Source organism: Mesonia sediminis, assembly GCF_042684705.1.
Taxonomy (GTDB): domain Bacteria; phylum Bacteroidota; class Bacteroidia; order Flavobacteriales; family Flavobacteriaceae; genus Mesonia; species Mesonia sediminis.
Map to the genome: position 1 here is coordinate 515,007 of NZ_JBHULZ010000023.1, position 23,419 is coordinate 538,425.

The following is a 23,419-nucleotide window of genomic DNA, read 5'->3' on the forward strand; positions in this document are numbered from 1 at the left end:
GAAAAGCTGCCCAAATGGGCAGCTCTCATCAAACAAAACAAATCACATATTAGTTACTATTTGAACCAATATCTCCTTGAGCAACAATAGTGGCTAAATCGGCCATACTTTTGTGAATATTGATATATCCTCCAAAAGCAAGTGCGTCATCATAACCAAAAACAGCGTTGTCATCTTTCATAGCAATATTTGTTTTTGAAATTCCTGTATCTCCCATTACTTGAGTTAAGCTAACTGCGATACCTCCTGGGTTGTTGACGTCTCCCATATGAATATGAGCTGGGTGCATATCTCCTGCCATCGTACCCATTAGTTCAATTACTAAAAGTGCTTCGCCATTCATTCTTTCATAAAAAGTAGCATCACCCATAACACCCGATCCAGAAACCGCATTAAGATTATAACTCATCATCTCACCAGTCAACTCGTTTTGCCCAATATCGCCTTGAGCAACTAAAGTAGCCAAATCGTCAGCACTTTTATGGATATTAATGTACCCATCAAAATTCAATAATTCATCATAAGTAATCATATCTCCGTTGTCTAGCATTCCTGCTTGTGTTTTACTCATTCCGGTATTTCCATTAACTGGAGTTAAACTTAAAGCAATGGCACCGCCATCTGCCGCAGTATTCATATGAATATGACCTGGGTGCATTCCATTTGCTGGAGTATTTTCTAGCATAATCTCGATAAGAGCGGTTCCGTTTACACGTTTCGTAAACTTAGCTTCACCCATAATTCCTGGCACATCTACACTCCCTAAAGCATAGGTTTTTGAAGTCATTGTCAACTCATTCTGCCCAATATCGCCTTGAGCAACTAAAGTAGCCAAATCGTCAGCACTTTTATGGATATTAATGTACCCATCAAAATTCAATAATTCATCATAAGTAATCATATCTCCGTTGTCTAGCATTCCTGCTTGTGTCTTACTCATTCCGGTAGCTCCATTTACTGGAGTTAAGCTTAAAGCAATGGCACCGCCTTCTGCCGCAGTATTCATATGAATATGACCTGGGTGCATTCCATTTGCTGGAGTATTTTCTAGCATAACCTCGATAAGAGCGGTTCCGTTTACACGTTTTGTAAACTTAGCTTCACCCATAATTCCTGGCACATCTACACTCCCTAAAGCATAGGTTTTTGAAGTCATTGTCAACTCATTCTGGCCTATATCGCCTTGAGCAACTAAAGTAGCCAAATCGTCGGCACTTTTATGCACATTTACATAACCATCAAAATTGAGTAAATCTTCATAGGTAATAGCCATACCGTTGTTCAATTGACTAAAAGTGGTTGTACTCATACCAGTAGAACCATCGATAGGTTCTAAACTTACGACGATGTCGCCTCCTTCTGCTGCGGTGTTCATATGAATATGAGCAGGATGCATAACTCCTGCTTGTGTACCTTCTAAAGATACTTTAACTCGTGTCATATTATTATTAGTTTTTTCAAAGGTTACCGTACCCATAATGCTTGGGTCTGACACTGACATAAGCGGATAAGTTTTACTTTCAGGCATTATAGGTGCCATTCCAGCGTCGTCGTCATCGCTACAGCTAGTTAAACATAAAAAGGCCAGTACTAAGGTTGTCAAAATTTTTGTTTTCATAATTTCTTTTATTTGATTAAACATTTTTGATTCTACCTTACTTACGAGCAAAAATGTACTTCGGTTTTTAAAAAACTGATTTATTTTTAAAAAAAATTGACAACAACTGCTAAGTCATTGATTATAAACACCTAAATAAATCCATAAAAATTTTATTATTCTTTATTTTTTTTAAATTGCTATATATTTATCCAAATAATATGAAAAAAAAGCTAGTAGTTTTAAGTGGTGCTGGAATATCTGCAGAAAGCGGTATTCAAACTTTTCGCGATGCTAATGGTTTATGGGAAAACCATGATATTATGCAAGTAGCCTCTCCCGAAGGATGGGAAGAAAACCCCGATTTGGTCCTTTCATTTTATAATCAAAGACGCCGACAATTGAAAAAGGTACAACCTAATGCAGCTCATTTGGCATTAAAAGATTTAGAAAAATTTTATGAGGTTTGCATCATCACCCAAAATGTAGACGATCTTCATGAGCGCGCCGGAAGCACCTCTGTTATTCATCTTCACGGTGAACTCTTAAAAGCCAGAAGTTGTGTAAATGAAAATGAAGTGCTTTACTGGCCAAATGATTTAAATATTGGCGATTTTTGTTCGCAGGGAAAACAACTAAGGCCACACATTGTTTGGTTTGGCGAGGCTGTACCTAAGCTGGAATTGGCCATTTCAAAAGTTACTCAAGCCGATATCATAATGATTGTAGGCACTTCTATGCAAGTCTATCCCGCAGCAGGTTTAGTTGATTATGCCGCCCCAAAAACTCCTATTCATGTAATTGATTTAAATCCGCACACTAAACCAAAAGGCAATATTTTTGTATACCCAGAAAAGGCGAGCCTAGCTTTACCCAAACTGGCTAAGGTACTCATAAAACAAGCTTAACCCATTTTAGGCAATTTAGGTTTTATATTTTTTACTCTGATTTTTCTTGACAAACTCCAACTAGATTTATTAAAGGGAATAAATGTAATTGCAATACCACTCAACAATATTAAACTACCTATAAGCATTTGAAAGCTTATGGGTTCATTTAAAAGCAACCAGGCTAAAAAAGCTGTTAAAACCGCCTGACCTAGTAAAGCCAAACTAACGCGTGTGGCCCGCATTTTACTAACGGCATAATTTAGCGCTAGCCAAGCTATTAATTGGCAGACCACAGCCTGGGTAAGCAAAACAAACCAAGCTTGTGCAGAGTGATTGATTAAATTTTCTTGTGCGATTAAATTTAGTATTCCTAAAAAAACCGAAGAAGCGGCTAGGTTAATCAGCATGAAACTGGTAATATTCATATGGTCTAACACACGTTTAGACACTAAAAAATAAATAGAGTAAAAGACACCCGATAAAATTCCGAATAAAAAGGCTCGATCAAATTCAAGGTTCAAAATAAACTTGAACCCTACAATGGTTACCATACCCAAAAGTGCTACTACTGTTCCTATCCAAAAATTTGTTCTTGGTTTATCAGCTAAAAACAAGAAAGCGCCTATACCTACCCAAATTGGCGACAAATTGGTGAGTAAGGTGGCTTGGGTAGCGGTTGACTCCTCGATTGCAATATTCCATACGGCGACATCGGCGCCAAATAAGGCACCACAAAGTAATGCTAAAAATATAAATTTTAAAGATGGCCATCTAAAGGCTTTAGTAAACAAAACAATAGGAAGCAAAATAATAAAAGCAAAAAACATGCGATAAAAGGCCGAAACCAATCCAGATGTATATCCCATTTTAACCAATATAGGGAAAACCGATATACCTAAAATACCGGTTACTAAAGCTAACTTCTCCCGTTGCATAGCATCAAATTTTAAAAGGCCAAAATTAGTTCAAATTTCAATACGATTATTTTTTTAACAAAATTATAATCGACTCTTTTTAAGCAAATTAAAAAGCCTGTTCGTTAAATTTAAATTGTTATAACTGTAGTGCTATCCTTTTCGGATTTAATTCCTAAAAAGCCAAGGCAATTTAGGCTTAATATATTTTAAGCTAACAAAAAAGAAATTATCTTTGTTTGCTTATTGAAAACAACACAACTATTTTTATGAATGCACTACAAGCCATAAGTCCGATTGACGGAAGGTACGCTTCAAAGACAAAAGAATTGATACCTTTTTTTAGCGAAGAGGCTTTGATTAAGTATCGCGTTAAAATTGAAATTGAATATTTTATCGCTTTATGCGAAATACCCCTACCTCAACTGAGTCATATTGAAGCTGACTTGTTTCCAAAATTACGCACAATTTATGAAAACTTTACCAGTGATGATGCACAGGCAGTTAAAGATATAGAAAAAGTTACCAATCACGATGTTAAGGCCGTTGAGTATTTTATTAAAGAAAAATTTGATCAATTAAAACTAAGTGAAGCTAAAGAGTTTATCCATTTTGGGCTTACCTCTCAAGATATTAACAATACGGCTGTGCCCCTAAGTTTAAAAGATGCATTAGATCAAGTCTATATTCCAGAAATAGACGCGGTTATTGAAAAATTAAACCAACTAGCACAAGAATGGGAAGCGATTCCACTGTTGGCGAGAACTCACGGTCAACCTGCTTCTCCTACTCGATTAGGTAAGGAAATCGCTGTATTTGTAGAGCGTCTTGATCAACAGCGCAAGCTTTTATTAGCGTTACCAACCGCAGCAAAATTTGGAGGGGCTACCGGAAATTTTAATGCACATCACGTTGCTTACCCTAATGTAGACTGGAAAAATTTCGCGGAGAGTTTTGTCGAAGGTTTAGGGATGAAACATTCTTTTCCTACAACTCAAATTGAACATTACGACTATCTAGCCGCTTGTTTTGATGCTCTCAAACGAATCAATACAATTTTAATTGATTTAGATAGAGATATATGGACCTACGTTTCTATGGATTATTTTAAACAAAAAATAAAAAAAGGAGAAGTTGGATCATCGGCAATGCCACATAAAGTAAACCCTATTGACTTTGAAAATAGTGAAGGTAATTTGGGGATTGCAAATGCTTTATATGAGCACTTGGCGGCAAAACTACCCATAAGCAGATTGCAACGTGATCTTACCGATAGTACTGTACTGCGTGCAATTGGTATGCCTTTGGGGCATAGTTTAATCGCATTTAAAGCTACCTTGAAAGGATTAAATAAGTTACTTTTAAATGAAGAAAAACTACAAGCAGATTTAGAGAGCAATTGGGCGGTAGTTGCCGAAGCTATTCAAACCATATTAAGAAGAGAGGCTTATCCTTCTCCTTATGAGGCTTTAAAAGGACTTACTCGAACCAATGAAAAAATAAATGCAGAGAGTATTGCTGCTTTTATAGAGACCTTAGAAGTGACAGATGAGGTTAAAAATGAACTCAAACAAATAACACCACAAAATTACACGGGTATTTAAGGAGTCAAACACCTACTTCGTTTTATTTTTACAACCCAGTTTCAAAGCTAATAAAAAGGCTTTGAAATGTTTAACAATCCATTTACCATGAGAAAAATCTATATTTTACTTAATCTAGTTTGCATATTGAGCTTAATAGCTTGCCAAGAAAATGCAAAAAAGACAGGAACAAGTTCAGAAAAAACTGAAGTAAACACTAAGAATAACGAGACCAATATAGTTGATTTTGAAGACAATCAAACCCAAACAGACTTTAAGTACTATTTGGCCCTGCAAGAACAATTGGTGGCTAGCCACACAGAAAAATCTAATGCGATAGCCGAAGAGTATATCCAAAATGCCATCAATAAAGACACTGAGGTTTTTGAAATATACCAAGCTGTAAGTAATGCCAGCGATATAGAGGCTATGCGTGAGCATTTTTTTAAATTATCTATTGTTTTAGAACAAGAGATCGATAAACAACTAAATTCTGGTACTATTTATAAAATCAACTGCCCTATGGCATTTAATAATGGAGGTGGTTTTTGGTTTTCTAAATCTGAAGAAGTGCTTAATCCATATTTTGGCGATAAGATGCTTCGTTGTGGAAGCGTGATGGCTACTCTCAAAAAATAAGACAAAATAAATCGAGTTTAGCCCTAGTTGCACTTATAGAAAAATATGGTTTACCTTGTTTTTATAATTGGGTAAACCGTATTTTTGATTTAAATCCAACATTCTTATTTTTTCTCGCCTATCATCAAGAAAATTCGCATTTATTGCTTGTATTCTAATGCTGCACCTAATTAAACACCGACTATAGAGCACTTAATACGCAAGGTGAATAAGTGGACTAAAAAGAGTATATCTACAAAATTTTTAACACTCATAAGATTTAAAGGTTCTTAATTACTTAAATCCTAAAAATTAGTGCTTTGTAAATAAACCCTACTACCCTATTAATTATTAAAAGGAGTTTAAAATGATGATTAAAATGCACTATCATAAAAGTAAAAACTGAAGTCAACATTTCGTGTCTCTACTAACAAACCCTCAGCTTTAAATAGGTATTTAAATAAATGTACCTTAAGTAGAATTTCGCTAATTTGTTATTCTTCAACATTCGAAAAGAAATTGTACTTTTACAAAAGCAACTAGACTAAGTTGGCTGAAGATCGTAATTAATAGGTAATATTACAACTATCAGCTCGGAATAGGATTAAACTAGTTAAAATTAAGTAGGCCGTTGGAGATTGAAAATACGATAGCTCTCAGCAATATTTTGTATAATATAACCACTAGCTTAGCAACAGTAAATTAATTTTCTAGTTTCAGGAGTTAATTAAAATGTATGCTAGTTATAATAGTGAGAAGTTTCAGTACATATACAGAAAATAGCAAAGGAGTACTCGTGTGCCCTTTGAACTATCGAAATATTCTTTTATGAAAAACACCATATTATTTGTCATTTTATTGGTAGCAGGAGGTTATTTAGCCTACATCGTTTTCAACAAAGAAATGCCTAAACCCAAAAGTTATTATACTGGAAACACAACACAAATTTCTCTAGATAAGAAAATTATCAATCATAGTCACGTAAACTTAAGAAATCAAAATAAATGCTTGGTTTGCAAGCAAGATATAATAAAAGACCAAGGGAATTCAATTCAAATAAAACCGGAACAATTCCTTGTTTCTACTAGTTTATTTTCTAGTGCAGAGATAAAAATAAGAAGCATTCAACCCGATTTATCTAATCATTATCAGCTTAAGATAAAACCAAAATCGTTTAAACATACTTATTATCGTCAACCTAGACCTTCTAAAGGTTTTTTTAAATTGACCCCAGCATTAGATACCTCAACAATTGTACAACCAGGAGAGGTAATTGGAAAATTTTATCCTGAAAACTTTATTGGCTACCAACTGGCTTATTTAAAAGCGTTAAAATCTCCAAGTGAGATTAATAATCTCATCTCTTTAAAAAATAATTTATACCGTGTAGGATTAAAAACAGAAGATCTTAAAAAAATTGAAAAAACGGGTAAACTTTTACCGCATATTGAATTTAAAGCGCCAGATTACGGTAAAATAAACTTAGTTGACTCTAGTATTAGGAGAGAATCGAAACTGGATTTACCACTATTTGAATTTAGTAATAAAAAGCTGAAAGAAATAACGTTTAAGTTGCCAGCTAATTGGCAATTAGCAAAAAACTTCACGGACAATATTTACGTTTCCATAACTAATGATAATATTCCTCTAACCTACCTTGAGTATCATGCTTCAATCGTAAAGAAACAACAAGGAATATTTATTAAAATACTGGTTGATTTTAAGAATATTCCTGTAGAAGACGATTTATTACTCAACGTTTTTCTACCAAAGCAAGAATTCGAAAAGCAAAAAAATAAAATTTTAATTCCTCAAGAAGCTTTAACAACAAATACAAAAGGAGAACCAATTCTTTATGTAAAAACCTACCCCAAACAACTTATTTTTGAATCGCGTAAAGTGAAAGTAAAAAAACACTCCGAACTTTATTATGAAGTTTTACAAGGTCTTAAACCAGGTGAGTATATTGTAACTCAAAACGTAGAAACCTTAAGTGCATTGGAAAGTATCTACCAATCAAATTACCAACCTTAAAATTATACCTAGTTTTAAAATACAATAAATAAGCTTTATAATAGTTCTAAATATAGCATAGTAAAATTAAATTTATGTCGGCTATTATACAAAAAGCTTTAAATCATTGTTTACGTATCTTAAGGGAAAGTAGATGTAATTTCCTAGCATTTCATAATTGCCAACACACGCAAGATGTCTACAACAATGTAAAAGCAATTGGAAGCTATGAAAAACTTAATCAAGATGATTTGGAAATCGTCTTACTGGCGGCGCTTTTTCATGATACAGGAAACACCCAAGTTTTCCAAGGCCACGAGTTGCTTAGCGCCCATAAAGCTTGCTGTTTTTTGAATCGGAATAATTATCCTAAAGATAGAATTGAAAAAGTAACCAATTGCATCTTAGGAACCAAAATGCCGCAACTACCAAAAACCCAATTAGAAAAAGTGCTTTGCGATGCAGATTTAGCACATTTAGGATCAACGGCTTTCCAAGAAAAGAATAAATGCTTGCGTTTAGAGTGGCACAACCAGCTCAATTTATCTTTCACAACCAAAGAATGGCTAGAGCTAAATTGCTCTTTTCTAGAAAATCATACTTATTTTACAAGTTTCGGAAAAAAGTTTTTAGAACCTCAGAAACAAAAAAATATGATACAAATAAAAAAATTATTAGACCAAAACAACAATCAGAAAATTGCTTAAGTAATATAGATTCCCATAAAATTTAAGTAATTTTGTTTTATGAGGTTAGTCGTTTTTATCTTTTCTGTATACCTATTGGGGCTCAATTTTGTCCCTTGTGGTGACAATCTACAAAACAAAGATAACTTTAGTAATTCAAATTTAATAGAACAAACGACTACTGATTTATTGGTCCTTGAAGCTACTCAAGAGCACAATGAGTCAGAGCATCACCACGAGCTTGATCTTTGCTCTCCTTTTTGTCAATGTCATTGTTGTCATATTCACATCATTCAAACGCAAAATTTTAATTATGAGTTAAGTGTGAGGCAAAATAAACAGCAAAAGCATAGACTCACCCAACAATTCTTAGAAAACTATCAACTAAACCTATTACAACCTCCGCAGGTCTAAAAATTAATCCGTAAAGAAAAGTTTAGCTACTTTCAAACTAAGCCTTAAAGTTTAATTTTTTATACCTAATTATATGATTAACCGCATTATTGATTTTTCAATCAAGCATAAAATGCTTATTGGAATATTCATACTAATTTGGGTAGTACTGGGGTTTTATAGCGTTAACCAAGTACCCATAGACGCCACTCCAGATATTACCAATAATCAAGTTCAAGTAATTACCGAATCGCCAAATCTAAGCACTGAAGACGTTGAGCAATTTGTCACCTACCCTATAGAATTGGCCATGAGTAACCTTCCAGATGTCGAGGAAGTACGCTCTATTTCTCGTTTCGGCTTATCGGTAGTAACCATTGTTTTTAAAGATGAATTAGGAACCTATCTCCCCAGGCAGTTGGTAAGTGAAAAATTAGAATTGGTACGAGAAGAAATACCAGAAGGCTTTGGCAACCCTAATTTAAGTCCAATTTCCACAGGTTTAGGAGAAATTTATCAATATACATTAGCCGTAGACGAAAGCTTTAAAGATGAATACACCCTAACCGATTTAAGAGTTGTTCAAGATTGGATAATAAGCAGGCAATTAGCCTTGGTACCTGGTGTTGTAGAGGTAAATGCATTTGGTGGCAAAGAAAAGCAATTTGAAGTAGCCGTTCATCCGCGCCGATTAAAAGCTCTTGATTTGACCATCGCTGATGTTTTTCGCAGTTTAAAATCAAACAATCAAAATGCAGGAGGTGCTTATATCGAAAAAAATCATCAAGCTAATTTTATTAGAGCCAAAGGCTTAGCTAAAAATGTCAAAGATATAGAACAAATACTCATTACCACCAAATCAGGTGTACCGGTACGCGTTAAAGATGTAGCTAAAGTAAAAATAGGACACAATTTACGTTATGGAGCACTTACAAAAAATGGTAAAGGCGAAACGGTTGGCGGTATGATCTTGATGCTAAAAGGAGCTAACTCTAATGAAGTCATTCAAAACGTAAAAGAAAGAATGGTACAAATAGAGAAAAGCCTACCAGAAGGCATTAAAATTGAGCCTTATTTAGATAGAAGCAATTTAATTGAACGCACTACCAGTACCGTAAAAAATAATTTACTAGAAGGAGGCTTAATCGTTATTTTTATCTTAGTCTTGGTTTTAGGAAACTGGCGAGGAGGACTCATTGTTGCCTCTACTATTCCATTATCTTTACTTTTTGCATTTATTTTAATGCATTACTTTGGAGTTTGGGCCAATCTAATGAGCCTAGGAGCAATTGACTTTGGTATCATTGTAGATGGCGCTGTAATAATTGTAGAAAGTAGTGTTTTTTACCTGAGCGCCTATTTATTAAAGCATAAAAAAATAACGCAATCTAATAAAGAGAAGCTGATATCAAACTCCTCTAAGAAAATGATGAATGTCGCTTTTTTTGGTCAGCTCATTATTATCATTGTATTTATCCCTATCTTAAGCTTAGAGGGTGTTGAGGGTAAGATGTTTAAACCCATGGCCTTAACATTTATCTTTGCCATGCTGGGCGCTATGATTCTTTGCCTCACTTACGTACCTATGATGACGGCCTTGTTTCTTAAAGCAAAGCCGGCAAAAGAAAAACGATTTAAAAAAATAAATCAAGGCATTAAAAAGTTAGAATCGGCTTACACTAAAGCTCTTAGTAAAAGTTTAAACTGGGGGCGCTGGTTTGTGGGTAGTGCCGTAATTTTGTTAGTGCTTGCCACCTATACTTTTATGCAGATTGGAGCAGAATTTATTCCGCAACTCGATGAAGGTGATATTGCTTTTCACACCATACTTAAACCTGGAAGTTCGCTTAGCGAAACAGTTGCCACTACCACACAGGTAGAGAAAATAATCTTAGATAAATATCCAGAAGTCAAATCTGTAATCAGTCGTATTGGTGTAGCCGAGGTAGCTACAGATCCTATGCCTATGGATATCGCCGATACTTTTATCATATTTCATAATGATCTTGAATGGACTACTGTGCCCAATAAAAAGGCTTTTATAGCAGCTGTAAAAGAAGACCTTAATCAACTACCCGGTATTTCCTACGAGTTTACACAGCCTATAGAAATGAGGTTCAATGAGTTGCTTACAGGAGTCCGAGAAGATGTGGCCATTAAAATTTTTGGTGAAGATTTAGATATTTTGGCGCTTAAAGCGGATGAAATAAATGAACTCATAAAAAACGTGCCGGGAATAGCTGAAGCTAAGGTTGAAGCGACCACTGGATTACCTCAAATAACTATCGATTACAAGCGGAATAAACTGGCACAATACGGCTTGAGTATTGAACAAGTAAATAACCTCATTACTACCAGTTTCTCAGGAAAAAAAGCCGGGGTAATTTTTGAAGGCATTAAAAAATTTGATTTAGTAGTGCGGCTTCCTGAAAATCAACGTGCTAATGCCGAAAGTCTTGAGAATTTATTTATAAAACTACCTACAGGTAATCAAATACCCTTACGAGAAGTTGCAGCGGTTAAGTTTGAAACTGGTCCTATGCAAATAAGTAGAGACAATACCAACCGGCGCACCTATGTGGGTATAAATATTAGAGATCGAGATGTGGCTTCGGTAGTACAGGATATACAACAAATTTTAGACAAAAACCTAGTACTCCCACCTGGGTATTATTTAGAATATGGAGGAGCTTTTGAAAACTTAGAACGAGCAACAAAGAAACTTAAAACCCTAGTACCACTCGCTTTGTTACTTATTTTTATACTCATTTACTTCGCCCTAAAATCCGTAAAGCAAACCTTGATAATTTATATGGCTATTCCTTTGGCAGCCATCGGTGGTGTGTTTGCTCTAGTTCTTCGTGGGATGCCCTTTAGTATATCGGCGGGAATTGGTTTTATTGTACTTTTTGGGGTGGCCGTTTTAAACGGACTTGTTTTAATTAGCAGTTTTAACGCGCTCAGGCAAAATAAAGAGTTACCCTTACGTGAGCGCATACTAACCGGAACCAAGCAGCGTTTACGTCCTATTTTGCTTACCGCGTTAACCGATATTTTAGGTTTTTTACCTATGGCGCTATCTACATCGGCAGGTGCCGAAGTGCAGCGGCCACTAGCCACGGTGGTCATAGGTGGACTTATAACAGCAACTTTACTAACCTTATTTATTTTACCTATTTTGTATCAATGGATTGAAACAAGAAAACATAAGAATACTAGTAAAAAATGGGCCTTTGCTACAATAACATTGCTATTAGTAAGCCTACCAACACAAGCGCAAAGCATTGATAATCTACCAGCATTAAGCCTAAAAGCCGCAATTGATACGGCAACAACCAATTTCCCACAAATAAAAAATGATTTGCTTACTGTAGAACAGAGTTTGCAAGCAAAAACAGAAGCTTATAACTGGGGAAATACACAAATATTCACGGGAGCCGAAGAACTTAAAGATGGTCGCGGAGTGTATAATCTTATTGGTATTAGTCAAAACAACATTGAACTTTTAGGTATAGGCCGAAAAACAGCTTGGGCCAAGGCAAAACTAGAACAGGCACAAGGTTTAAAAAAGCTTTCTTATGAAAATTTAAAAAAGACCGTAAGCGAAAAATGGACAGAAGCACTAATTGCCAAAAAAACGCTTGAAGTATATTTAGCTCTTGACAGTATCTACCAAGAATTTGAACGTGCTATAAATATGCAATATGAAGTTGAAGCAATATCCACCATGCAAAGGGATGCTGCAAGAAACCTAATCCTACAAAAAAATATAGCCTTACGCCAAGCGAAAAGTAATGCAGAGACCAAGCTTTTAGGCTTAAATCTATTTTTATTTACCGATACAATTTATGATGTTAAAGACCAAATAGGTACAATGGAGAATTGGTCAACAAAAAACTTCGAGGAAAAAGAACATCCAGAATTTATTCTCAGTCAAAAAAATGCAGCCCTGGCTCAAGCAGTGTGGCAAAAAGAAAAAAGTAAGCGCCTGCCTAGCTTTAACTTAGAATATGTTTTTCAAGAAGTAAATAATCAAAAAGGTTTTGCCGCCTATCAAATTGGTTTAAATATTCCTATTTTAGATGGCACCTTAAAAAGCCGCATAAATCAAGCTAAACTTGCATATCAAAAACAAAAAAACAATCTCGATTTTAAAAAACGAGAACTAGACCTTAAGTTTAAAATAGCTTATAATAACTATTTACAAACAAAAAGCAACTGGGAAAGTTATCAAAAAACAGGTTTAAACTTGATTAAAAAACAGAAAGAAGGCGCGCTTTTTGCTTTCAAAGAAGGAGCCATTAACTATATTGAATTCACTCAATTGGTTAAACAGGCAATCGAAACCGAACTAGATGCATTGCAAAGCTTACAAGCTTATTTAATGGCTGTTCACAATCTTAATTATTACAATCCTAATTAATCATGAAATATATACTATTATCATTATTGTTGTTTAGCTTTACCGCTTGCCAGAAACAAGATAAAGCTAATCAAGAAAAAAACGTAATTGCAACCGATGCCGAGCACCACGATGATATTTTTCTTAGTAAAAAACAGGCAGAAGTATTAAATCTTAAATTAGAGCGTTTGCAAAAGCGCAATATGGGCCAAACCATCTCGGTAAACGGCACCTTAGAAGTTCCTCCACAAAATGAAGCTAGTGTTAATAGCGCCATAGGAGCTAATGTTCAAAATATTCTAGTCATTGAAGGGCAACAAGTAAAAGCCAATGAAATTATAGCCTATTTGCAACATCCCGACATTATCGAATTGCAAACTACCTATTTGAAAAACTACAACGACCTGATTTACTTGAAAAAAGAGTATGAACGTCAAAAAAAATTATATGAGGCAGGTGTAGGATCGGGAATGAATTTTCAAAAAGCTGAAGCCGATTTTAGAGCTAAAAACGGTCTAATAAAAGGCTTAATAGAAAAATTAAGACTGCTAAATATATCGGTAAATAACCTAAAAAACGGAACGGTTCAAAATAAAGTGGCTATTAAAAGTCCCATTAACGGGTTTATACAAAAAGTTAAAGTTAAGACAGGACAATTTGTTGCCCCACAAACAACTCTATTTACGGTAATTGATGACCATCACGTTCACGCCGATTTTTTGGTTTATGAAGACCAAGCCCATCTGGTAGAAGAAAACCAGAAAATCAAATTTAAAATCGGGTCTAGTGAAAAAGAATTCGAAGCGGTTATCTTTGCCACCTCAAAATCACTTGAAAAAGAAGCCAATGCTATCCACGTTCATGCCGAAATTAAAGAAGGTGACTTTAAATTCATCCCGGGAATGTATTTAGAAGGCCGTATTTATCTAGAAGAAACCATGCAGTGGGCTTTTCCCAATGAAGCCATTGTACAAGAGGGTACAAAAACTTATGTTTTCGCGGTAAATCCTAACAAAGAGAATTATAGCTTTGAGCCTATATCGGTAATTCCTCAAACCAACGATGGCAGCCATACTGCAGTAAAATTTTTAGATGAACAGCCAGAACAAGCGCTTTATGCTATGAACAACGCTTATTATATCTTGGCTGAATCTAAAAAAGGAGAAGCCGATCACAGTCACTAGTATCCATTCATATGAGAAATTCAGACACTTTTACATTTTGGGTAGCAGCCATTGTAGTTTTACATTTTATCGTGGGCTTTATTTGGCTAATTATCAAAATGTCACCTAAAAAATCAGATAAAAAAAGAGAATTAGAACAAGATAATGAGTAAGCGGCTTTATAAAAAGCATAATTATTTCTTAATTTTGCCTAAAAATTAATTAGATGCTAATAATTGGAATTGCTGGTGGTACTGGCGGTGGTAAAACAACAGTAGTAAATACCATTGTAGATGAATTGAAACACGATGAGGTGGCTGTAATCTCACAAGACTCTTACTATAGAGACACCAGTGAACTCAGTTATGAAGAACGTACACAAATCAATTTTGACCACCCACAATCAATCGATTTTGATTTATTGGTTAACCACCTAAAAGCCTTAAAAAAGGGAGAAGCAATAGATCAACCCATCTACAGTTTCAAAGAGCATAACCGCACAGGAGAAACCATTTTAACTCACCCTAAAAAGGTAATGATTGTAGAAGGTATTTTAATTCTAACCAACCCGAAGTTACGCAAAATGTGTGATATTAAGATTTATGTGCACGCTGATAGCGATGAGCGATTAATAAGACGCTTAAAGCGCGACATGAATGAAAGAGGCAGAGATCTTGACGAGGTTTTAAATCGGTACCAAACTACCTTAAAACCCATGCACCAACAATTCATTGAACCTACCAAAGAATTTGCCGATATAATTATACCTTACAACCGCTACAATACAGTCGCGGTAGATATAGTGCAAACTATCATAAAAGAAAAATTAGCTTAGTCTAAAAATCCTTACTCAATTCTGTTGGTAAGGATTTTTTTTCAAAGTCAAGACACTAACTAAGCAATCGAATATTTTGTATCTTCGTACTATGCGATTAAAAGCCTTATTTCAAAATCCTTGGTTTAAATTCTTGAGCAATAAATATGTGCTCCTGCTATTGTTATTCGGGATCTGGATGCTTTTTTTAGACAGCAATTCTTGGTTGGTTCATCAAGAACTAAATGAAGAAATTCACGAATTAGAAGAGAACAAGGCTTTTTATGTAGAAGAAATTAAAAAAGACACCAGCATTTTAAGGAAACTCGCTAAACCAGAGGAGTTAGAACGCTTCGCACGCGAAACTTATTTTATGAAAAAAGAAAATGAAGAGGTGTATATCATAGAATATAAAACAAAACATGAGCAAGAATAATACAACGCTTTTAGCGGATTTTAATTCGGTTTCGGCAAAAGAGTGGAAAACAAAAATACAAGCCGATCTTAAAGGGGAAGATTATAACAACTTAATTTTTCAAGATAGAAACGGAATTGATATAAAACCATTTTATCACCAAGAAGAGACTGAAATTGGCTATATGCCAAAATCTCCAAAAAATTGGTTAATTACAGAGTCTTTCGAAATTAGTGCAAATACAAATATAGATGATGTTCTTGAAGTTCTAGAAAAGGGAACACAAGCACTTTGGCTCAAGTTTAAACAAAATAGCCCTAACCCTATCGCTTTTGTCGAGGCTCTTTACTCTAAAAACATTCCGGTTTATCTAGATTTTGAATATCAAAAGGAAGAAGAAATTAATACTTTAATAGAGTTCCTATCCGGCAAGAATCACCAGTTTTCTATAGGGATAGACTGTATCGGTCATTTAGCTAGCACAGGAAATTGGCATCAAAACCTAAGAAAAGATTTTGAAGATTTAAACTGGTTGATTAAGGCGCAAGGTACTTTCCCTATATTCCTAAGTATTCGTACAGAGATCTATGAAAATGCCGGGACCAATCATATACAACAGGTTGCTTATGCGATGGCTCACGTAAACGAATACTTAAATCATTTAAGTGTTCATTTTCCAGAAAAATCGAAAAATTTTAAACCCCTATTCCATGTAAGCATAGGTGGAAATTATTTTGCAGAAATCGCCAAATTAAAGGCTTTACGAATCATATACAGCGAGATTGCCGAAGCCTACGAAATACCGCAAGACATAGAAATCTTAGCATTCCCTAGTTTAAGAAATAAAACTTTATATGATTATAATGTAAATATGTTGCGCACCACAACAGAAGGCATGAGTGCTATCTTAGGTGGTGCAAATTGGGTAGCAAATACAGCCTATGACTCCGTTTTTCACCACGATAACAATTTTGGCCGACGTATTGCTCGTAACCAGTTGCTGGTTTTAAAAAATGAAAGTTATTTTGATAAAGTGAGTAATCCTGTAGATGGCAGTTATTACCTTGAAAGCCTAACCCAGCAAATATCCGAAAAAGCGTTAAGTATTTTTAAATCTATAGAACAAGCTGGTGGTTTTATAACCGCCTTAACGGATGGAACCATACAACGTAAAATAGAAGAGGTTGCACAAGAAGAATTAAAATCTTTTGAACAAAAAGAAAAAATACTAGTGGGAACAAACAAGTATTTGAATCTTGATGATAAAATGAAGAATGAACTTGAAAAAACACCTTTTCTAGAGAAATTTCCTCGCAAAACCTTAATCAAACCGATTATTCAAAAACGCCTTGCCGAAGGAATAGAAAATGAGCGTTTAACTAACGAATAAAGCAGCCATCAAGATTATGAAAAGAAAAGATTTACAACATATTCAAATTAAAAAGCAATCGGGAAAGGCTACAGATACAAACGAAACTTTTCTCACCGCCGAAAAAATAACAATAAAAAAAGTATACAGTCCACAAGATATTGCCAGTTTTAAGCACCTCAACTATGCAGCAGGAATACCGCCTTATCTAAGAGGTCCTTACAGTACGATGTATGTAAAAAGGCCGTGGACCATTAGACAATACGCAGGATTTTCAACTGCCGAAGAAAGTAACGCCTTTTATAGACGTAACCTAGCGGCTGGTCAAAAAGGACTATCGGTTGCCTTCGATTTACCCACTCACCGAGGCTATGACTCCGATCACGACCGCGTGGTTGGAGACGTAGGAAAAGCTGGGGTTGCTATTGATTCGGTCGAAGACATGAAAATACTCTTCGACCAGATTCCATTAGATAAAATGTCGGTTTCAATGACCATGAATGGTGCCGTACTGCCTATCATGGCTTTCTATATTGTCGCTGCAGAAGAACAAGGCGTAGCACCTGAGCAATTAGCAGGTACCATTCAAAATGATATTTTAAAAGAATTTATGGTGCGTAATACCTATATATATCCACCTAGTCCTTCGATGAAAATCATTGCCGATATTTTCGAATACACCTCGCAAAATATGCCTCGTTTTAACAGTATTAGTATATCTGGCTACCACATGCAAGAAGCAGGCGCTACTTGTGATATCGAGTTGGCTTATACCCTAGCCGATGGTCTAGAATATATCCGTAAAGGATTAGAAGCAGGAATGGATATTGATAGTTTTGCTCCGCGTTTATCCTTTTTCTGGGCGATAGGTATGAACCATTTTATGGAAATAGCCAAAATGAGAGCAGCTAGAATGCTATGGGCAAAACTTGTAAAACAATTTAACCCTAAAAATCCAAAATCGCTGTCTCTACGTACACACTGCCAAACTAGCGGATGGTCGCTTACTGAGCAAGACCCCTTTAATAATGTGGCGAGAACCTGTATTGAAGCTGCCGCAGCAGCCTTTGGCGGTACTCAAAGTTTGCATACCAATGCACTAGACGAAGCCATTGCGCTACCAACCGATTTTTCGGCACGCATCGCCCGTAACACACAATTATACCTACAAGAAGAAACACAAATCACCAAAACAGTAGATCCTTGGGCAGGAAGCTATTACGTAGAAAGCCTAACAAATGACATCGCCCATAAAGCTTGGGAACTCATTCAAGAAGTAGAAGAATTGGGAGGAATGACCAAAGCCATTGAAAAAGGTATTCCTAAAATGCGTATTGAAGAGGCTGCTGCACGTAAACAGGCTAGAATTGATAGTGGGCAAGATATTATTGTAGGCACCAATCAATACCGACTAGAACAAGAAGACCCAATTGTAACCCTTGAGGTAGACAACCAAAGTGTGCGTAAACAACAAATCAAACGCCTAGAATCATTACGCAAAAATCGTAATGAAAATAAAGTACAAGAGAGTTTAGAAAAATTAACTCAAGCCGCAAAAACGGGCAAAGAAAATTTACTGGCCCTAGCGGTAGATGCGGCAAGAAACAGAGCTAGCATTGGCGAAATTAGTCTAGCACTCGAAAAAGTTTACGGAAGACATAAAGCACAAATAAAATCATTTAGCGGCGTGTATAGCAAAGAAATAAAAGACGACGAAAGCTTTAAGAAAGCGAGAGAAATGGCTAATCAATTCGCTACACTTGAAGGTAGAAGACCTAGAATTATGATAGCCAAGATGGGGCAAGATGGGCATGACCGTGGCGCAAAAGTAGTAGCCACAGGATACGCCGATGTAGGATTTGATGTAGACATCGGTCCTCTTTTTCAAACCCCGCAAGAAGCAGCAAAGCAAGCCGTAGAAAATGATGTGCACGTTTTGGGTGTGTCGTCTTTGGCGGCCGGACATAAAACTCTGGTTCCTCAAGTTATCGAAGAGTTAAAGGTCTTGGGACGAGAAGATATTATGGTTATTGTTGGTGGGGTGATCCCTTCTGCCGATTATGAATATTTATTCAATGCTGGTGCCGTTGCCGTTTTTGGGCCCGGAACAAAAATTAGCGATGCAGCTATTCAAATATTAGAAATTCTTATCGATGAAGAGTAAAATTAGTTTAGTCATCCTTTTTAGGGCGTTACCCTAAAGGGTCGGGCTTTTGTTACAATCTTTGAGGTGTAAAAACACCTCAAAGTATTTTCACGACAATCCCTAACGCAAGGCCATAGGATTTCTAATTTTAATTATTTTTATTAAATCAATGCCTATGAAGACTACTAAGACGCTTGTTTTTGCTGTATTTTTAATGTGCAGCCTCCACGCTATTGCACAAGAAAAAATTGCCAATCCCAATTTTGATGATTCTTTAGCTCAAAAGTATGAAGCCGATGATTACGGAATGAAGTCTTACTTTCTAGTAATTTTAAAAACCGGTGAAAATAAAAGTCAAAACCAAGAATTATTGGCCAAAAGTATGCGCGGTCACTTAGATAATATTAAGCGATTAGTTGAAAATGGCAAGTTGGTGGTAGCTGGCCCATTAGGAACCAATCAAAAGAATTATCGCGGTATTTTCATTTTTCAAGGGGTAGAAAGTCAAGAAAAACTAGAAGCCATCTTAGCTACTGATCAAGCAATTAAAAATAATTTTTTGGCTTATGAGGTTTATCCGTGGTACGGTTCTGCCGCCTTGCCAGCTTACTTACCCGTATCTGATAAAATTTGGAAGAAAAAGCCTTAGTATTTAAAAAACAATCCCAAATACACTCAGCATATTCGGGATTGTTTTTTGCTTTATTGTTCGCTCATCATTTCTTTATAAGTTTCTGAGTAAATATAATATCATCAGCTTGAAGCTGAATATAATAAAATCCGTTTGGTAAGCCTTTCAAAGCATAAATCGATTCCTCTCCGCTAAAAGAATCAAGTTTTAAATCCTTAATTCGCATACCCAATTGATTATAAATCGATATGCTTAGATTTTGACCGATAAGAGATTCAGCCTTGACCTGAAAATAATCCGTAAAGGGATTAGGGTAAACAAGCCAACTAGACTTTTTTAATATTGGGTTAGCTAAGTTTTTTTGCTTGAACAACAAAGCAAACCGATTGGCAGCAATACTCTGCGGTATATCTTCATCTACCGTGAAATCTACTTGATTTGCCCCTTTCGTAAGAGGAGTCTCTTGGTTTAGGTATCGATCTAATAAAAATACACTAATACCACCAAATGCTGGTAGATCAAAATTAAGTCGGTAATTATTAAATCGGTAATTATTTACAAAGAGGTCTAAAGTGTCTCCTTTCACTGGCATTTCCCTTCGTTCTATACTTAAGTAATTGTTTTGATTGATTATTGCAATATTCTCATCTAGATTCCCCATTTTAGCAGCATCTGCATCATTCACTTGATTGGTGTAAGCAGCATCAAAGCGTATAATAAAACTATCGGTTAATTGCATATTAGAAGCCTCATTGGCATACAATTGACCGATTAAAGCCAAATCTTGCGGTTTATTCGATCTAAAAACCTGTGTGAAATTTTGATTTACTTTATCCGCTTGATTAAAAATTATTTTTGGGTTCGCTCCTCCTGTACGCACAAAAAATGCTTGATTTACCTGAATATTAGCATTTGCTTCTGAGCCGTCTGAATTGGTACCTGAAGGTAAATCTACCACAACAAAACCACCCCGTACATTTTTATTAGGATCCCAAATATAATATTGGTTCGGATTAATGTCTACAGATCGCGAAAGAACCTGATTTAAGTCAACTTGTGCTTGATACGGATTACCGACAAAATTAAACGCGCCGGGTGTTGCGTTTAACTCACTGCTAGGCACTTCAAAATTGCCAGCTTGAGTCAAATTACCACGCATACGCAGCCGCGTGGTGTCTGGCTGACTTGCGTTTTGGGTCACATTTATGTCTCGACTACCACGTACCATTAAACGATAAGGAGTTCCTGCTTGCAAAGAAGTATTCAAAGTGCTGCTAACGGCATACCACTGTTGGTTCGCATTATCAAAGCGCCATAAAGAAGGGTTACCCGAAGGCGTGGCATCAAAACCGTTTTGACCAGTAGTTGAACCCGTAATATGTGTGCCGTAACCCGGATTAGGATTTAAAAAATTGGAATAATCTGTGTTGTTTGCCCCTTCTTGCCATTGTTCGTGAATAGTTCTAGCGCTGGTTACCGAACTACTTAACAATCTGTACGCTCTCTTTGGAGGGATAATTCTTTCTACCTCAACTTCTCCCTGTATATTCATAGTATTTGGAATGGGTCCTAAAGTACCCATTTGGGCGGGGCTTTTGCTTCCAAAAATTAATTCACCGTCTATTTGCATTTTGTTACCGCTCAATTGTAAATAATGGTGATTGATTAGTTTTTTATTTGGAGCAATAAATAGGTTCTTACCACTAAAATCATTTTTACTCATCCAATCATCACCAATAAGTATATCTTTAGTAGTGGTAACATCTGGCGCCAATTGATTTACCCACTCATCGTTCATGAATAACAAGTAGTCTAGCTCGCCAGGATTTGCTTGGGCACTATCGGTTTCAATAAATTCGTTGGTAAGTATATTTTGGTAATTTCGCTTATCTTCTACTGCAATGTCGTTTTGCGTATCATCTAACAAGCTGCCATCTGCGGTATTCACTGTACCGCCAATGAACATACGCCACCTTCTTGCTTTACCTGTTCCAAAATACATATTTTGACTACCAGCAATAAACTGAGTATTGGCATTGATTGCCCCAAATTCTTGTTCAAAGGCTGCTTGTGTGGCTCCGCGTGAAATTAGCATAAAACCATTTGGATGAATGTACGTATTAGCATTAGATCCTACCGCCAAGTCGCCTACCCGCCAAACCTTATTATTGTCCATTACCAATTTTATGTCTTTCATTTCAATAATTTGGTCTGAGGCATTAAAAATCTCGATAAATTCATTTTGATAATTATTCGCATCGCTTATTTCGGTTATGTAGACCGTTCCAGGAGTAGGAGCAACCGCAGCAGTAAATACAAAAAAGCTCAAGCTATTTTGCACGGGAAACATACCATCGTCAACGCTTAATTGTAATCCTTTACCACTTTGAGTATGCGATATATTGGCAAATGATACCATCCCATTTACCGCGGTTTCGGTAACAGGACTACCTGCTAAACTACCTGTTGAGGTGAGGTTAACACTGAGGTTATAATCGGTGTCTATATTTCCGTTGGCATCGGCAGCAATGACCTGCACAGGTGGACTCATAACTTGATTTACAAAAACATCACTAGGCTGTTGCATAAAGCGTAATTCGCTGGCATGGACCTCAATACTAAAAACATTACTCGTAATGTCTCCCAGCAATAGTGGATCTGAAAAAGTTGAACCATTGTTTGCAGCTGTAAATCCGTGATTTGTGGCTGGAATCTTAAATTGAAGATCGGCTCCGTCTACGATATTTTGATCTTTTAAATAAACACCCATCAAAAATTCTAAAGACGCACCATCACCTACGCTAATAGGCGGATTAAATTCTAAAATGATTTCTTGATTGCTAACATTGATTTGATTAATAGCATAGGAGTTTAAATTCTCATCGATCAAAGTAAAATCTGCTAGATGGTCTTCCCACAAAGCCGTATTACCAGCAGCGGGCACAAAGCGCAATTGATTTACATAAGTAGGTAAATTATCGCCACTGCCTTGATCTTCTATAATAAATCCGAAAACCTCCTCTGCATTACCAGAAAGTGTAGCGTCTAAAGCATCGATATTAGTTCCTGTTACCTGACTAATAGGAGAGTAAACTTCTGTAGTGGCATCACCATTAATAGTGGGTGTGCCGTATATTTCTATATGATCTATAGCAATATCTTCATCTCCACTGTCTAAATTGAATTCAATTTTTAAGTTTAAGGATTGTCCTGTTGCAGGAATGCTTCTCACAAATTGTTGAAAACTAGGACTCAATGCAATGCCATCTCCTACCCCATCAAAATTGGTATCTATAGCTGGTTCTGTATTTGTACTACCCCCTCTAGACTCTATATGCAGCAAAGGAGTATAGCTACCGCTATTATCAACCTCATAAGAAATATGCACATAATCAGACGAGTCCCAATCTTCATCGCCGTCAGTAGCATCCTCTTCTGCCAAGTAAACTCGAAATTCTAAATTGGAATAGTAGGCGATATTGATATTTGAAAGCATTATGCTTTGTTGAGCCGAAGCTCCCTCTCCATCAATATCTTGCGCGGCAAAAAAGAAATCACCTAACTTACCTAAATAGCTCGGGTTTATATCTGTGCCGTCGGTGCGGATAAAATAATCTTCACTATTATCTGTAAACTCGGGGATACTGGTGCTATACCCCGCATTGGTTTCAAAATCTTGCAGATAAATCTGATTTTGGGCATTTAGTGAAAAAGTTAAAATAAAAAAAACAACAATAGAAAAATAGGCTGGATAACCGCTGAATGAAGCAAACATAATATGAAAT

General features: G+C 36.0%; 17 protein-coding genes. 14 read left to right on the forward strand and 3 right to left on the reverse strand.

The window, feature by feature from the left end:
* Nucleotides 1–49 precede the first annotated feature (49 nt).
* On the reverse strand, nucleotides 50–1,618 hold the full coding sequence (locus tag ACFSQ0_RS05520) for a CHRD domain-containing protein (protein WP_379045294.1): 1,569 nt from the start codon (nucleotides 1,616–1,618) through the stop codon (nucleotides 50–52).
* Nucleotides 1,619–1,818: 200 nt separating this feature from the next.
* On the opposite strand from ACFSQ0_RS05520, the gene ACFSQ0_RS05525 reads away from it, so the two are divergent.
* Complete coding sequence (locus ACFSQ0_RS05525; protein WP_379045297.1) at nucleotides 1,819–2,505, forward strand: SIR2 family NAD-dependent protein deacylase; 687 nt, start codon at nucleotides 1,819–1,821, stop codon at nucleotides 2,503–2,505.
* On the opposite strand, the gene ACFSQ0_RS05530 is transcribed toward ACFSQ0_RS05525, so the two are convergent.
* Nucleotides 2,502–3,422: a DMT family transporter gene (locus ACFSQ0_RS05530; protein ID WP_379045300.1), complete on the reverse strand. Its 921-nt coding sequence runs from the start codon at nucleotides 3,420–3,422 to the stop codon at nucleotides 2,502–2,504. The two genes, ACFSQ0_RS05525 and ACFSQ0_RS05530, sit on opposite strands and share 4 nt — an antisense overlap.
* A gap of 248 nt (nucleotides 3,423–3,670) precedes the next feature.
* Here ACFSQ0_RS05530 and purB point away from each other — a divergent pair, with 248 nt between their 5' ends.
* The 13 genes from purB (at nucleotide 3,671) to ACFSQ0_RS05595 (ending at nucleotide 19,652) form a co-directional block, all read left to right on the forward strand.
* A complete protein-coding gene (purB, locus tag ACFSQ0_RS05535) occupies nucleotides 3,671–5,005 on the forward strand; it encodes an adenylosuccinate lyase (protein WP_379045303.1) in 1,335 nt (444 codons plus the stop codon).
* Nucleotides 5,006–5,092: 87 nt separating this feature from the next.
* Nucleotides 5,093–5,623, forward strand: coding sequence for a hypothetical protein (locus tag ACFSQ0_RS05540; protein WP_379045306.1), 531 nt, complete (start codon nucleotides 5,093–5,095; stop codon nucleotides 5,621–5,623).
* Between the two features lie 807 nt (nucleotides 5,624–6,430).
* Complete coding sequence (locus tag ACFSQ0_RS05545) at nucleotides 6,431–7,636, forward strand: hypothetical protein (protein WP_379045309.1); 1,206 nt, start codon at nucleotides 6,431–6,433, stop codon at nucleotides 7,634–7,636.
* A gap of 74 nt (nucleotides 7,637–7,710) precedes the next feature.
* Entirely contained in the window at nucleotides 7,711–8,322 is a 612-nt protein-coding gene (locus tag ACFSQ0_RS05550; RefSeq protein ID WP_379045312.1) for an HD domain-containing protein, read from the forward strand.
* 39 nt (nucleotides 8,323–8,361) lie between these two features.
* On the forward strand, nucleotides 8,362–8,715 hold the full coding sequence (locus tag ACFSQ0_RS05555) for a DUF6660 family protein (protein ID WP_379045315.1): 354 nt from the start codon (nucleotides 8,362–8,364) through the stop codon (nucleotides 8,713–8,715).
* 73 nt (nucleotides 8,716–8,788) lie between these two features.
* A complete protein-coding gene (locus ACFSQ0_RS05560) occupies nucleotides 8,789–13,117 on the forward strand; it encodes a CusA/CzcA family heavy metal efflux RND transporter (RefSeq protein ID WP_379045317.1) in 4,329 nt (1,442 codons plus the stop codon).
* A 2-nt stretch (nucleotides 13,118–13,119) separates the two neighbouring features.
* Complete coding sequence (locus tag ACFSQ0_RS05565) at nucleotides 13,120–14,280, forward strand: efflux RND transporter periplasmic adaptor subunit (RefSeq protein WP_379045320.1); 1,161 nt, start codon at nucleotides 13,120–13,122, stop codon at nucleotides 14,278–14,280.
* Nucleotides 14,281–14,291: 11 nt separating this feature from the next.
* Nucleotides 14,292–14,432 (forward strand): hypothetical protein, encoded by a 141-nt coding sequence (locus ACFSQ0_RS05570; protein ID WP_379045323.1) that lies wholly within the window; start codon nucleotides 14,292–14,294, stop codon nucleotides 14,430–14,432.
* 53 nt (nucleotides 14,433–14,485) lie between these two features.
* On the forward strand, nucleotides 14,486–15,094 hold the full coding sequence (gene udk / locus ACFSQ0_RS05575) for a uridine kinase (protein ID WP_379045325.1): 609 nt from the start codon (nucleotides 14,486–14,488) through the stop codon (nucleotides 15,092–15,094).
* Between the two features lie 91 nt (nucleotides 15,095–15,185).
* Complete coding sequence (locus ACFSQ0_RS05580) at nucleotides 15,186–15,509, forward strand: FtsB family cell division protein (protein ID WP_379045328.1); 324 nt, start codon at nucleotides 15,186–15,188, stop codon at nucleotides 15,507–15,509.
* Complete coding sequence (locus ACFSQ0_RS05585; protein ID WP_379045331.1) at nucleotides 15,496–16,878, forward strand: methylmalonyl-CoA mutase subunit beta; 1,383 nt, start codon at nucleotides 15,496–15,498, stop codon at nucleotides 16,876–16,878. Before ACFSQ0_RS05580 ends, ACFSQ0_RS05585 begins: the two co-directional genes overlap by 14 nt.
* Before the next feature lie 16 nt (nucleotides 16,879–16,894).
* A complete protein-coding gene (gene scpA, locus ACFSQ0_RS05590; protein ID WP_379045334.1) occupies nucleotides 16,895–19,021 on the forward strand; it encodes a methylmalonyl-CoA mutase in 2,127 nt (708 codons plus the stop codon).
* Between the two features lie 157 nt (nucleotides 19,022–19,178).
* Complete coding sequence (locus ACFSQ0_RS05595) at nucleotides 19,179–19,652, forward strand: YciI family protein (protein WP_379045337.1); 474 nt, start codon at nucleotides 19,179–19,181, stop codon at nucleotides 19,650–19,652.
* A 67-nt stretch (nucleotides 19,653–19,719) separates the two neighbouring features.
* Here ACFSQ0_RS05595 and ACFSQ0_RS05600 read toward each other — a convergent pair whose 3' ends face one another.
* Entirely contained in the window at nucleotides 19,720–23,409 is a 3,690-nt protein-coding gene (locus ACFSQ0_RS05600) for a T9SS type A sorting domain-containing protein (protein ID WP_379045340.1), read from the reverse strand.
* Between the last annotated feature and the right edge of the window lie 10 nt (nucleotides 23,410–23,419).